A 13,604-nucleotide genomic window follows, 5' to 3' on the forward strand; every position below is an offset into this window, starting at 1 on the left:
TTATTTCTTGATTATTTTTTTGTGCAAAATGAGACTATTTGTTTTTATTAACATGATATACATGCCTTTTGATCCATTTAAATGAAAATTGTATTCAATTTCGTAGGCATTTTTGTTTATGGTTACCTGTTCAGCCAATCTTCCGGAGACTGAAAAAACAGAAAGTTCAACTTCTCCCATTTGATCATTGGCGATGGTGACGGTCAACCGGTCCGTGGTGGGATTTGGACCAACAAATATGCCTAGACGGTTCAAAGCTGGTTCGTCATTGGGAATGGAGGAAATAACCACCGGTTCAGAGACCCTATTGCAGCTACCTGAAATTATGGCTACTTGATAAAGTCCATCATTGGTGGCAGTATGACTTCGGGCCGTAGCACCCGGAATGATTTGACCATTCAGATACCATTGGTAAGAAGAACCTGGAGCTTGGGACGTCAATACATTCCCATTCACCACAATTGTGGTATTCGGTAGATCATTAGGGACAATGGTTACTGTCTGTTGATAAGTGATTTCTCCTTCCTCATTTGATATACGTAAGCTTACAGGATATTCTCCAGGCGCATCAAATGTGAAAGTGGCATTTCGGGCCGTCGAGCTTCCCAAATCACCAAAAGTCCACAAGTATTGATCAACGTCCCCTTCACTTAAATTATTGAATTCAACAATAGCACCAACACAATTGAATTTATATTCAAAATTGGCGAACAGCACTTGATTACAAGCAGTATTAAACCAGTTTTCAGCATTGGTCAGAACAGAGGTTGATCCTAGGTTGATAATGGCATCACCAATCAAGTCAACATTGCTAACGTCAATATTTTCAAAACAATACTTCGCATACACATCATGTTCAATTTCACCTTTGCCGGTTGCAGAAATCAAAGATCTCACAGTACCGCTTCCTGATTGTGCTATGCTTTCAGTGACCACCAATTTATTGTTTGCACTTAAGTCTAAATCTGTACCACGGGCAAGAATCAATTCACCTACAGTAGTCAGGTTTCGGTTCAATAAAAGTTTGCCTTGCAAAGCCTCAATTGTCTGTAGGGTTCCGTTGGCATTAAGTGACAAATTTCCCCCGTTGGCAACCAATGTCCCGACAGTCGTATTGGTTTGCTTGACAAAGGTTCCAGAACTGCCTGAAAAGACATAATCCAGCAAGGAAGGCGTCACCGTTCCAGATCCGATGTTGACATCTTTCTTAAAATTGATGGTATTAATGGTGCCTGAGAATTCTGCCGCATTCCTGGTCAGTAGTGAAGTAAGATTTAATTCTTGGACTGCGATGTTTACTTTAGATCCATTTAAATCCAAAACATCCAAACTCTCCGCAGAGATGATTCTCCATGTTCCTTGAATGATCCCAATGCGTACATCATCAAAAACAGTGTTGCCAAAACCCAGTACATTTTCTCGGCTAGCTGTAGAAGTGAAATTCAACGTACCATTTTTCACAACAGTGATCAGGTTGCTTGCCCTAAAACCACCATCAATCCGAATTTCCCTCTCATTCAGATCAAATTCTACATTTGAATTCCCAAACAAATTCAGGCTAAATGCTTGGGCATTACCAGTAAATCCGACATTGAAATTACTTTGTCCTCCATAGGGTTCAAATACCACCCTGGTTTTGTCTCCAGGTACTTTGTTGGCAGAAGCTCCACCTGCACTCAAGGACCAATTGGTCTGGGTATTCCAATTGCCATTTGCTCCGCCTATCCAATAGAGGGTTTCATCTTCACCATCCGAAACACCCGCAGAAAAAATCAATGAAAATTGCTGCAAATTATTGGTCAAATTGCCTTTGTGTCTTACCCTGACGGTATATCTTCTGGGTTGCGGGCTACTGATCACTACCTGCTCTACATTGTCCCTATTATTGTCTGCATTGTTTCTAGCGGTAGCATTGGCGGCTTGGCTAGGGTCCAGGGTCCATGGAAAAAACTCTCTACCTGTATCATCAAAAATCCTTAAATCCAAGTCATTCACCAGCATTCTGGTAGTTGGATTCAATTGAGGGGATGGGGGGTTTCCTGAAGGATCTGTCCAGGCAATAGTAGTTTTTATGGGATCTATACCGTTTGAGGTAAACTGAAATTCATAAGTCTGTCCCTGAGTCAAAATCACCTCTCGAATGATCTTGGAGGTACCGTTTTCTTCCAAAATCATTCTACCTGCTTCTTCAGCGTTCAAAAGACCCCAACCATATATGTAATCGGGACCTGCTGCCTGTCCCGCTTCTCTAGCGGTATGGATCGCAAGGGCTTTGAGGGTAGATGAAAGCATGAAATTTCCGGAATTTCTGGTTGAATACAGCTCTTGCAATAGCAATAAAGATCCAGTAACATTCGGCGCAGCCATGGAAGTCCCGCTCTGTGACGAATAACTGTTCTGCCCATTATTAATTGAAGAGCTGAAAACATTGACTCCAACAGCGACCAAATCTGGCTTGATCCGTCCATCATCGACAGGTCCCCAAGACGAAAAATCACTCATCTGCACCGAATTTGGACCGGTATAATTGGAAATAGCAGAAACTGCCCCAACTGTAATGTTGTTCTTGGCAGTACCCTCAGGACCTATGGTATCTGAAGGACCGTCGGGATCTCTTGTCCCATCCCCCCTGTCATTACGATCATTTCCGGCCGCCCACACAACCGTGTAATAGGGTCTTGAAAATGCAAGATCATCTATGGCTTGGCTCTTGGCTGAATAGAATCCAAACCTATAATCTTCATTTGTACTGATGCTGGTGTTTCCTGCCCATTGCCATTGGTTACTGGCATTCCTGAACCAGCCTATCACTATTCCATAAGAATGGTTGGAAACGACCATACCATCTCTTTTACTGACTGGATCATAGGCATTCATGGCCATTTTGGAAATATCACTTTCCCAATTGAAAGCCCAACCAGTAGACTCATAAGCCATACCCCTTGCGTTGGCATTGAGACCTGCCGCCATGATGGTACCAGATACATGGGTGGCATGGGTACTTAAGGTTTCTGTAGATCCGTCGATCTGGGTGAGTCTGGATTGAAACTCCGGGTGGTCCGGTTTGGGTCTGGTTTGGTCAAAAATCCCCACTGTAAAGCCATTACCTGTTAAGTTTACACCCAAGCTTCCTCCGGGCTGGAGCGCATTTGTACCGGTAGTAACGGCAGAATTGGTATTGAAAGTGGTATAATAAACCGGTGAACCCGATTCATCGAGGTATTGCAGTTTTGATTTGAAACCGTCTTGGAGACTTATTTCCAAAGCAAATTTATTTTCCCCTTCAATCCTAAACCGCTCGGATTCACTCAATTGAAATTTAGAAAAATTACGTTTTAGCCTTTCAAAGGTCTGTTGTCTTGCTTTCTCCAACTCCTTTTCGGATGAGTCCGTTGCCTGAGCAAAGACCACCGTCAATTGGAGCAAGAAAATTACCAGGGTAGTAAAAATTGTTTTCATTCAATTAAGCTATGTATCAAATTATGTACTCTCAAAATAAATAGATTGTTTCAATTACCCAAGAAATTCTTTTTGACCACTTAAGTTTTCGTAGAATAATAAGGATAAAAAAAAACAAAAGGAGGGATTTCTCCCCCCTTTTCGAAAATCAAATTGTTGATTTATTCTCTGGTAAGTATCACTGTACCCCCATCTCCCCAAGTATTGGACCAGACAAAATTCAGTTCACCCTCTTCACCGACAGTTCCAACAATGGTAAAGGGGTCAGAATATTGGTCTACATTGGAAGGGTCTCCTTGAAGTTCTCCACAGGCATCTGAGAAATTCCCTGCCGGAGCTGCATCACCATAACCATCAGGATAAAGTCCAAATGACATGTCATCCATACGGAAAGTTGCTAAACCAATTTCTGTGATATTCACGATACTGCCAAGATTGACATTTTGTAAAACATTGGCAGCACCACCACTTCCATCACCTGTTTGGAGTCGGGTCCAAAATACACTATAAGCCCCAGCCAATTCAGAAGGACAGATCACCCTGATACCAATCCGCAAGGAAGCGTAGTTAGCACTAACCTTTGCACCTGTAGCAGTAGTTAAATTCAATACCAAATCAGGTTCCTCATCAGGATCAATATTACCGACCAATATCCTAATAGGCAGCTGTTGAACAAGCTCTCCAGGCTGAAAAGTAAGGGTCGTGGTGACAAACTCATAATGCACTCCAGCGATCGCCGTTGAAGTGGGGTCTGCTTCAAAATTCACTGTAATCGGAGAAGACTGAGCAGCTCCGACCACATTGACTTGGATTTCGGTTACATCAACTTGCTCAGGAGAACTCCTGATAAAATTGCGGGTAACTCCATTGGGCAAGTTGGCATCGTGAATTTCCACTTCCAAACCATCCCAAAGAATTTCAAACCCCGGTTCATCAAAACAGGCGGTGGTGACCAGAGAGGCCATCATAACCACCATTGCGGTATATAAATTTTTAAATTTCATAGCTTTCAAATTTTAATTGTAACCTGGATTGTTTTCCAACAGCTCGTTCAATTGCAATTCAGGCTGAGGCAAAGGGGCCAGAATCCTGTAATCTGAGTAAGGAACATCCTCGAAATTCCCGTGCTTGGTGATGTCCAATCCATTTCTTTTCAAATCAAAGAAACGGTGCCCTTCCAATACGAACTCCACCCGTCTTTCTTGAAGGATCTGATTGAACAAAGCATTTCCTGCCAATCCACCATCTACATTTTCCAATCCTCTTTTTGCTCTCAAGGCATTGATGTCTGCTCTAGATCCAGCTAAGTTTCCATTTCTGTATCGTGCTTCTGCTCTGATCAAAAACAATTCAGATGCTCTGATTATTGGCAGATTTTCCAAGAAATCTCCCTTAGCACCTAGCCATTTGTTACACCTGTAAACGACTTCAGATGATCCAGTTCTTGTGGTTTCAGTCCAAATGTCTCTTCTCACATCGCCTTCTTCATACGAATCCAACAATTCATCAGAAACGGTTAAGATGAACTGAGCACTACTGAGGACATTGGTGGTCAAAGAGCTGATGGAATTGTTCACACCATCCACACCAGACCAATCCACCGCCCGAATCTCAAGCTCAAATACAGACTCTGGGTTTGGAAATACTGAAAATCCGGCAACATAATCTTCTTCATCCATAAGTCCTGCACCTGCATCTGTAATGCCTGCAGAAGTCATTGCGGCAGTTGCCAAAGTTTCCGCTTGGTCAAATCTACCCCAATAGAGGTATACTCTAGCCAGCAAAGCCTGGGCTGCGCCTCTTGAAATCCTGTACACATTGGGAGTGGCCAAAGCCGCAGTAGGCAATAACTCGATAGCAGTCAACAAATCTGATTCAATCGTCTGATACACTTCCAGATTGGTTGCTCTTGCTCTAAAATCCGCATCTGATAGGCCCAAGGTAGGATTGGTTCGCAAAACAGCGCTTAGGTTCCAACCATTAACCTCTTGGCCAGGTTCATAGCCATAAATCCGGGCAAAATCGAAATAAAACATGGCCCTGAAGAAGCTGGCTTCCCCTTTGACCCTGTTTCTTCTTCCTACATCGGCATCTACATCATCAATCGAAGCCAATAAGATATTGGCATCATTGATACCGGCATACATGCCCCTAAAATTATTGACAGTGGAAAAATTCCACAGATTAATATGGGCTCTATCCGCATTGGCTTCCTGGCCTATGTATCTTCCTGTATTGGCAATGATCCTAAGGTTATCCGCCATTATTTCCGGTGCAATCATCATCTGCTGTCCATAGTAATTGAAACTGATAGCCCTGTTATATATGGAAAAGAGAAATGATTCGTACCCCTCTATGTCCGCAAAAACCACTTGGGGAGTCAAACTTTGTCTTGGCTCTGTATCCAAAAGGTCGGAACAGGATCCAAGAAGCACAACTCCTAGTATAATTAAACTCTTAAATATATTTTTCATATCTGGCTCTTGATTAGAAGTTAAGGTTAATACCAGCGGAAATCTGACGTCCATTGGGGTATACGCCATACAGAGAGTTACCGACGGCAATGGAACTGGCTTCAGGGTCAATGCCATTGAATTTGGTAAAGGTGGCTAAATTAAGCCCCTGTACGAATAAGTTGGCCTGCTGAACACCCACTTTCCTGGTCCAATCAGCTGGTAACCCGTAATTCAAAGTGACTTGCTTGAGCCTGATGTAACTTCCATCACTCAACAACCTCGTTGAGAAAGTTTGAATAGTAGAAGTACCAGGTGCTTGAGCACCCTCAAAAGGTCTTGGAGTATTGGTAATATCCCCAGGCTGTTTCCAGTAATCCAGCTGATTTCTTAACTGGTTATCCGGTCCTGAACCTGCAATTCCTAAATTGTACAAATCTGAATTGAAGGCAAGGTTTCCATATTGGTATTGGAAAAACACCTCAAGGGACAATGGACCGTATGAAAAAGTATTGGCAAATCCGCCATAATGAGTTGGCAAAGCACTCCCGATATACCTTACAGAGGATTCACCTACAATGTAAGTGTAGTCACCATTTTCATCAGCAAACATCTGACGACCATTGGCAGGGTTCACACCCAAAAACTCATCCATGTACCAGAAACTAACAGGTCGACCGACAATCAAAGTGTTCCCAATACGGTCCAATCCTTCATAAAGGGATGTTAGCTCATTTTGAAGAAAGGTGATGTTAAAATTGGAACTCCATTGAAATTTCCCAGCGGTAACGTTTACTGTTTGGATATCAAAATCGATCCCTTGATTCCTTACACTTCCAGCATTTCTGGTAATGGTCCCGAATCCAGCATCCAAAGGTAGCGCTGTATTAAACAACAGTTCATTAGAGTTCCTTCTCCAGAAATCAACAGTTCCTATGATCCGACCATTAAATAAGGTCCAATCCAGACCAATGTTGAAGGTTTCTGCTTCTTCCCAAGTCAAAAGGTCATTACCAAGTTGGGTCACTCTTAATCCTCCTTGACCTAGATACTGACCTCCAGCTCCTACCAAAGACCTTGATGCGAAGTTCTCTATCTCCGAGTTTCCTGTAATACCATAAGATGCCCTTATTCTCAGGTTATCCAACCAAGTTACATCATTAAGGAATTGCTCTGAAGTCAACCTCCATCCTACAGACACTGCCCCAAATGTTCCCCATCTATTTTGTTCTCCAAACCTGGAGTGTCCATCCCTTCTCAAAATAACTTCTCCAGTATATCGGTCGTCATAATCATACTTGGCTTGGCCAAAAAAGCCAGCTCTTTTGTATTCAGTAAAGAAACCTGTCACCGCAAAAGGAACGGCAGCATTTTGCAGGTACCTTAAAGTAGGGTTTGGAAACCCTCGGCCAGTCGCACTATTGGTTTCGCTTGTCGTACCTTTGTATTCAAAACCTAAAATACCGCTGACATTATGAACATCTCCGAATTTCTTGTTGAAATTGAAGTTTTGGTTGGTATTGAAGTTGAAATTTCTTCTGTCCGTGTAAGAGGCAGATCCGCCATAAGATGAAAATGCCGGAATGGTTGCAGGTCTGTGGTTTTCATCCCTATTATCAGAAAAATCAAGTCCCGCATAAGCTGTAAAACTTAACCATGGAGTAAATTGATAATTCAACTGCATATTTGAGATGGATTGAAAAGTAATTCCACGTCTCAATTCCTCATTGACGCCTTGAACAATATTGTATCCAAACAAATGAGCGGAAGGATAGGGAGCAAAGGCACCATCCTCAGTGAATATAGGGACATTTGGTCTTGCCGAAAATCCAGCCACAAAAGGCCCGTTTACAAAGTTACCCCTATCAATTGAACCAAAAGTGTTTTGATAAGCCAAGGATATGTTGGCATTGATGGTCAGTTTCCTGTTTGGCCTGTGTGTAAGGTTTAACCTCGCTGTAGCCCTTTGATAATCTGACATGATCACCTGTCCTTCTTGGTTGGTGTAAGAACCAGAAAGGAAAAAGGTGGTTTTATCATCTCCGCCCTGAATAGAAAGATCATAGACACTAAGCCTAGCGTCTCTAAACAAAGCATCCACCCAACTATTGTTGAAGAGGTTGGGATCATTCGGGTCTCCGAAGATAGCAGCTGCTCCAGCTGCTGTTCCACCGGCATTCACAATAGCATCACGTTTGATGCCCGCCAATTCCCTGGAATCCATGACATCATACAGGTTCAAAGGTTGAACGATACCTTCCTGAACGGATAGCCTAACTTTGGTAGCACCCTTCGTACCTCTTTTTGTAGTCACCAATACCACTCCATTGGCAGCTTGAGCACCATAGATCGCGGCTGCAGCAGCATCTTTCAGCACCTCAATAGATTCAATATCATTGGGATTGACAGATCCTAATGCATTTTGGGAACCTTGCGTGGATAATCCACCTGAGGGTACTTGCACACCATCAATAATGTACAAGGGATCATTGCCTGCATTGATAGAACCAACCCCTCTGATCCTGACATTAAGTGTACCGCCTGGTTGGCCGCTTGTGGAAGTAACTTGTACACCGGCAATACGTCCCTGCATGGCTCTATCAAACGTCTGCATGGGTAAATCCTGAAAAATCTCCCCTTTCACAGAAGAAATGGCTCCAGTAATCTCTCTCTTGGACTGATCACCGTAAGAAGTGATCACAAATTCGGACAAAGACTGAACATCTGAGTCCATGGTCACATTGACAGTCGATCTGTTGCCTATGTTCACCTCTTGGGAACGAAGTCCCACAAAAGTAAAACTCAGTACATTGCTTCCCTCCGGGACATTGATGGAATAATTTCCATCCATATCGGTAGCAGTGCCCACGGTGGTTCCTCTTACGAGTACCGTAACACCCGGAACAGGCATATCATCCTCCGATGAAATAACCTTTCCGGTAATTACCCGTCCCTGCGCAAATGCCGAAACACCTACGAAAAGAAGCATAATTCCTAGTAGTAAAACTTTCCTCATATTAATTTATTTTAGTTTAACGATTACCAATTTTATCCATTCTCTTCTTAAAATCCAATACCATTTAAAAAATTAATATAATGTTCGATTTAAATTAATAAAATAGGTATAAGGTAATTCTAAAATAATCCAAACTTTATTATTAATATAGTTATTTTTAAAAAATTAGGTGTAATTTTTTATCATCTGATGTCATGTTAACAAAATATTATTCTTATTTTAATTTTATTTAACCTTAAAAACATCATTTCATTCCAAATTATACATTTCCAATATTTTTAATAAGTATTTTAATGTATTATAATGTATAAAAATTTTACAAAAACCATTTTATACCAAAAAATTTGCATTTAATGCATAATTAATAAGTTATAAATGATTTTGAAACTATTGTCATAAGTTACTGACTCCCAGTAAAATAGTTTAATCAATCTTGAAGTTCATAAAATCACATCCCAAGATTGAAAATGATGTTTTTTAAAAAAAATCAAAAATAAAGACAATTTAAAATAAAAAAAGATATAACTATCATTCGGAAATTGAATGGTTTTTAATATTTTCTATTGAATTACAATTTCAATTCTTCGATTCTTGGCCCTGTTTTCTGGGGTTTCATTAGGTAAAATCGGTTGTTTGTCCCCCATACCTTTGACTTCGATCCGAACCGAATCAATTTTCTCTCCCAATAAAAATTCTTTTACGCTTTGGGCACGCAAATAACTGAGCTGTTGGTTGTACTCTTCTTTTCCTACGTTATCGGTATGGCCTACGATCTGTATACTGACCTGGGGATTTTCTTTCAAAAACTTATTCAGTCTGCTCAGAGAACTGAAGGATTCAGGCTTTAAATCATGCTTATCAAAATCAAAAAAGATGTTTTCGAATAAAAACAGTTCTCCTGCCGCAATTGGAACCAAAGAGATCTCCATATTTTTCTGATCTTTTAATCCATCCCCTTCTACATTGTAAATCCTGGGAAGAAATCCCTGTTTTTCCACATACAGGCCTGAAAAGGTTTCGTCAGGGTACAACATCAAAAACTCTCCGTTTTCGCCATCTGATTTGAATTGATACAGGGTACTGTCATTGTCCAAACTCACCAAGGATAGCGTTGCATTGATAGGCTGACCTGTTTTCTTATCCAAGACCTTCCCTTCCGTCACCACCAACTTATTTCCCAAATCTATTTCTTGGGGAAATGGGAAACGGTACATGAAAGAACTGTCCACTTTGCCTGCGAGATAGGTGTTTTCTGTATAATAAGCATAATCTCTCTGGGCTGTGATGAATAAGGCCAATTGATCCCGGTGATCATTGATGGGATACCCCATGTTCGCAGGTTTTCCAAAAAATCCATTTTCCACCTTGGTATAAAAAATATCCATCCCTCCAAAACCCATATGACCGTCTGAAGCAAAAAACAGCAATTCATTATTGAAATAAATGAAAGGTGATACTTCATCCTTAGCGGTGTTAACGGATGGTCCTAGATTTTCGGCTTCCGACCACTTTCCGTCCGCCATTCGACGGGTATACCAAATATCATTGCCACCGAAACCTCCCCGTCTGTTGCTGGAGAAAAACAACATGCTGCCATCTGCCGAAAGCGAAGGTTGCGAATCCCAAAATCGGGAATTGACGTTTTTACCCATATTGATGGGTCTTTGCCATTGGTTGTTTTCCTTGTAAGCAACATATAGGTCGCAGCTTCCATAGGAATCAGGTGCATCACAGGAAGTGAAAATCAAAATATTGCCGTCTGCTGAAATGGTACAGGTCCCCTCGTTGTAGTGGGTATTGATGGTTCTGGAAATCGGCTCGGGTACGGACCATTGACCATCGTCCAAGTAAGCCACAAAAATATCTTCATGATCAAAGTTATTCAGGCCATCCCTTTTGGTAAACAGAATTTTTCGACTATCTGCTGTTAAAACCGGAAAATACTGTAACCTGAAATTGTTCAATGGCTCGGGTAGCCGCTGCTTATCTATGGTCAATGTATTCTCTAAGGACTTTTCTATAAAAATTATCTGGTTTTTAACCTGCTCATAATAGGGGCTTTGCTTGAATGTCGGGCCCAATAATGGATCTAAAACCTTAAACTCAGCGATGGCTTCTTCAAATTTTCCGGATTTTAAATAAATATTCAACTGAAGCCATCCAAAATCAGACTGATACTCTTCTTGGTTTTTATTGACTCTAGGAATCCTGCTAACCCCTCTTTCAGCTACCTGAAGTGCTCCAACAAAATCCCCCTTCGTCAAAAGCACCTGACCCCAGGTTAAGTACGCTTCCAAAAAATCCACACTTCTGTCAGTTGCCGCTTTAAATTTGGCAATGGCTTCATCTGTCCTTCTTTGAGAAAGGAGTTCTTCACCTTCTTTGTACAACTTGATCGCCCGACCATCAATGATGGCGTACTCCTGGGCGAATGCGGTTATTTGGGTGAGAAGCAGGCAAATGATCAGAATACTTCGCTTCATTCATTTAAGGAATATCCATAAATTTATGAGTTTGTAGCGAAATATTCCAATTTGGACGATTTTTTACAAATTCAACGATGCTTTTTAAGTGTTGATCTGCCTTGCTCCACTCCGGCTGTAACAATAACTTACAGTCTGAGCGGACCTGAGCAGCATGATTCAAGGCAAATTCAAAATCGCTTTTGTGAAAAATCACTACTTTGAGCTCATCCGCTTTTTTAAAAATATCAGGATGTGGTTTTTTGAATTTCTTTGGAGAAAAACATACCCAATCGAAATGACCTGAAAAAGGATGGGCTCCAGAGGTCTCCAGATTAATGACAAAACCAGCTTCCTTCAGTTTTTTTGTCAGGGGCCCCAATTCATACATCAAGGGTTCTCCACCTGTGATCACCACCAATCGAGATGGATAAACCAAGGCAGCTTCCACAATCTCATCAACAGGCAAAACAGGCCATTTGGCCGCTTCCCAGCTTTCTTTCACATCGCACCAAACACAACCGACGTCACAGCCCCCTAGCCGAATAAAATAGGCTGGATGACCTGTAAAACTCCCTTCTCCCTGTATGGTATAAAAGGCTTCCATGACGGGTAACATGGTCCCTTGGGCAATCGCTTCTTTCAGTTCTTTCATAATTTTTGTTAGAGCGGGTTATCGAACCGCTAATGAATGGGACGCAAAGGTAGTCAATTCTCGAGAGGAGAAAAAACCCTCCCTTTACTATGGCCTGTAAACCTGTTGCTCTGCCGCTAATAGGGTATTGTAAAGCAATGAGGCGATTGTCATAGGCCCCACCCCACCCGGAACCGGCGTGATGGCTGAACATTTGGGTGCAACCTCATCAAACAGAACATCACCTACCAGTTTGAATCCGCTTTTTTTACTTGCATCGGGAACCCTATGGATGCCCACATCAATGACCACCGCACCTTCTTTGACCATATCCGCCGTGACAAACCCTGGCTTACCCAAAGCCACAATCAGAATGTCGGCGGTTTTGGCTATAGATGCCAGATCTTTTGTCCTGCTGTGGGTTAGGGTCACCGTTGCATTGCCTGGATCAGTATTTCTGGCCATCAGGATACTCATCGGTGAGCCCACAATATGGCTTCTGCCAATCACCACACAGTGCTTGCCTGAGGTGGGGATCTGATACCTTTTGAGCAATTCCATGATCCCAAAAGGAGTGGCCGATACGTAGGTGGGCCAGTTGAGTGCCATTCTACCCACATTGGTAGGGGTAAATCCATCTACATCCTTCTCCGGTTTGATCAGATTGGTGACCTTTTCTACCGAAATGTGCTTTGGCAAGGGCAATTGTACGATCAAGCCGTCTATTTCAGGGTTGGCATTGATGTCCTCTACGACACGCAGTAATTCTTCTTCAGTAACATCCGCATCCATCCTGACCAGGGTAGACTCAAATCCGACTTGCTCACAGGATTTCACCTTAGCCCCGACATAAGTCTGACTGGCACCGTCGTTTCCAACAAGTATTGCCGCCAAATGAGGGATTTTTCCTCCTTCTCTTTTGATTTTGGCTACCCTTGCTGCGATTTCGGATTTGATTTCTTCTGAAGTTTTTTTACCGTTTATGGTCGTGAACATTGTTGTTGGATTTACGAGTTACGAGTTTGGGATTTGGGATTTACGAGTTACGAGTTACGAGTTACGAATTACGAGTTTGGGATTTGGGATTTACGAGTTACGAGTTACGAATTACGAGTTACGAGTTACGAATTACGAGTTACGAGTTACGAGTTACGAATTACGAATTACGAGTTTGGGATTTGGGAAAGGATTATAGATTTACTTTAAGTTATTTCTCTGGGCTGTATCAATGCTTTTTACAAATATTGAAATGAGCTCATTTGACTCTTTGTACAAGGGTTCAATCTTACTCATTTCATAAGGAATCTTTGATTTCATGATGATTTTAATACATGTTAAGGATTCTCTCAATTCTTTTAAGATAACCCTTAATTTGTGAATAAAGTCTTTTCTAGATTCACTACTTTGTGCTTCTCCGTAATTTAATGCAGGAGAAGTGCCAGACCTCATTAATTGACCACCTAAGTGATTGGAGGCTTTGGTATTCGGCAAAGATTCAACTAGTGCGATTATGTCCACCGCAAAATCTATCAGCCTATCTTCAAGATTAAACTCCCTTTTCATTTGAACTGAAAAAATAT

General features: G+C 41.7%; 8 protein-coding genes. All 8 read right to left on the reverse strand.

Going from position 1 to position 13,604, the window contains the following annotated elements:
• Positions 1-3,459, reverse strand: a complete 3,459-nt coding sequence (locus H1A14_RS17545; protein ID WP_194777594.1) for a S8 family serine peptidase — start codon at positions 3,457-3,459, stop codon at positions 1-3.
• A gap of 161 nt (positions 3,460-3,620) precedes the next feature.
• The gene (locus H1A14_RS17550; RefSeq protein WP_194777595.1) at positions 3,621-4,463 is read right to left on the reverse strand and encodes a Calx-beta domain-containing protein; all 843 of its coding nucleotides are present in this window, start codon (positions 4,461-4,463) and stop codon (positions 3,621-3,623) included.
• 12 nt (positions 4,464-4,475) lie between these two features.
• Complete coding sequence (locus H1A14_RS17555) at positions 4,476-5,933, reverse strand: RagB/SusD family nutrient uptake outer membrane protein (RefSeq protein ID WP_194777596.1); 1,458 nt, start codon at positions 5,931-5,933, stop codon at positions 4,476-4,478.
• A gap of 13 nt (positions 5,934-5,946) precedes the next feature.
• Complete coding sequence (locus tag H1A14_RS17560; RefSeq protein ID WP_194777597.1) at positions 5,947-8,928, reverse strand: SusC/RagA family TonB-linked outer membrane protein; 2,982 nt, start codon at positions 8,926-8,928, stop codon at positions 5,947-5,949.
• 560 nt (positions 8,929-9,488) lie between these two features.
• Positions 9,489-11,411: an OmpA family protein gene (locus H1A14_RS17565; RefSeq protein WP_194777598.1), complete on the reverse strand. Its 1,923-nt coding sequence runs from the start codon at positions 11,409-11,411 to the stop codon at positions 9,489-9,491.
• Positions 11,412-11,415: 4 nt separating this feature from the next.
• Complete coding sequence (locus H1A14_RS17570) at positions 11,416-12,045, reverse strand: 7-carboxy-7-deazaguanine synthase QueE (protein ID WP_194777599.1); 630 nt, start codon at positions 12,043-12,045, stop codon at positions 11,416-11,418.
• A gap of 87 nt (positions 12,046-12,132) precedes the next feature.
• On the reverse strand, positions 12,133-13,020 hold the full coding sequence (locus H1A14_RS17575; protein ID WP_194777600.1) for a bifunctional 5,10-methylenetetrahydrofolate dehydrogenase/5,10-methenyltetrahydrofolate cyclohydrolase: 888 nt from the start codon (positions 13,018-13,020) through the stop codon (positions 12,133-12,135).
• Between the two features lie 201 nt (positions 13,021-13,221).
• Entirely contained in the window at positions 13,222-13,587 is a 366-nt protein-coding gene (locus H1A14_RS17580; protein ID WP_194777601.1) for a four helix bundle protein, read from the reverse strand.
• Between the last annotated feature and the right edge of the window lie 17 nt (positions 13,588-13,604).

This window comes from Pararhodonellum marinum, from assembly GCF_015354735.1.
GTDB lineage: Bacteria > Bacteroidota > Bacteroidia > Cytophagales > Cyclobacteriaceae > Pararhodonellum > Pararhodonellum marinum.

Bases quoted from the DNA above. Each gene is read 5' to 3' on its own strand.
- H1A14_RS17575 (WP_194777600.1), bottom strand. From the start codon at position 13,020: ATGTTCACGACCATAAACGGTAAAAAAACTTCAGAAGAAATCAAATCC.
- H1A14_RS17555 (WP_194777596.1), bottom strand. From the start codon at position 5,933: ATGAAAAATATATTTAAGAGTTTAATTATACTAGGAGTTGTGCTTCTT.
- H1A14_RS17570 (WP_194777599.1), bottom strand. From the start codon at position 12,045: ATGAAAGAACTGAAAGAAGCGATTGCCCAAGGGACCATGTTACCCGTC.
- H1A14_RS17580 (WP_194777601.1), bottom strand. From the start codon at position 13,587: ATGAAAAGGGAGTTTAATCTTGAAGATAGGCTGATAGATTTTGCGGTG.
- H1A14_RS17550 (WP_194777595.1), bottom strand. From the start codon at position 4,463: ATGAAATTTAAAAATTTATATACCGCAATGGTGGTTATGATGGCCTCT.
- H1A14_RS17565 (WP_194777598.1), bottom strand. From the start codon at position 11,411: ATGAAGCGAAGTATTCTGATCATTTGCCTGCTTCTCACCCAAATAACC.
- H1A14_RS17560 (WP_194777597.1), bottom strand. From the start codon at position 8,928: ATGAGGAAAGTTTTACTACTAGGAATTATGCTTCTTTTCGTAGGTGTT.
- H1A14_RS17545 (WP_194777594.1), bottom strand. From the start codon at position 3,459: ATGAAAACAATTTTTACTACCCTGGTAATTTTCTTGCTCCAATTGACG.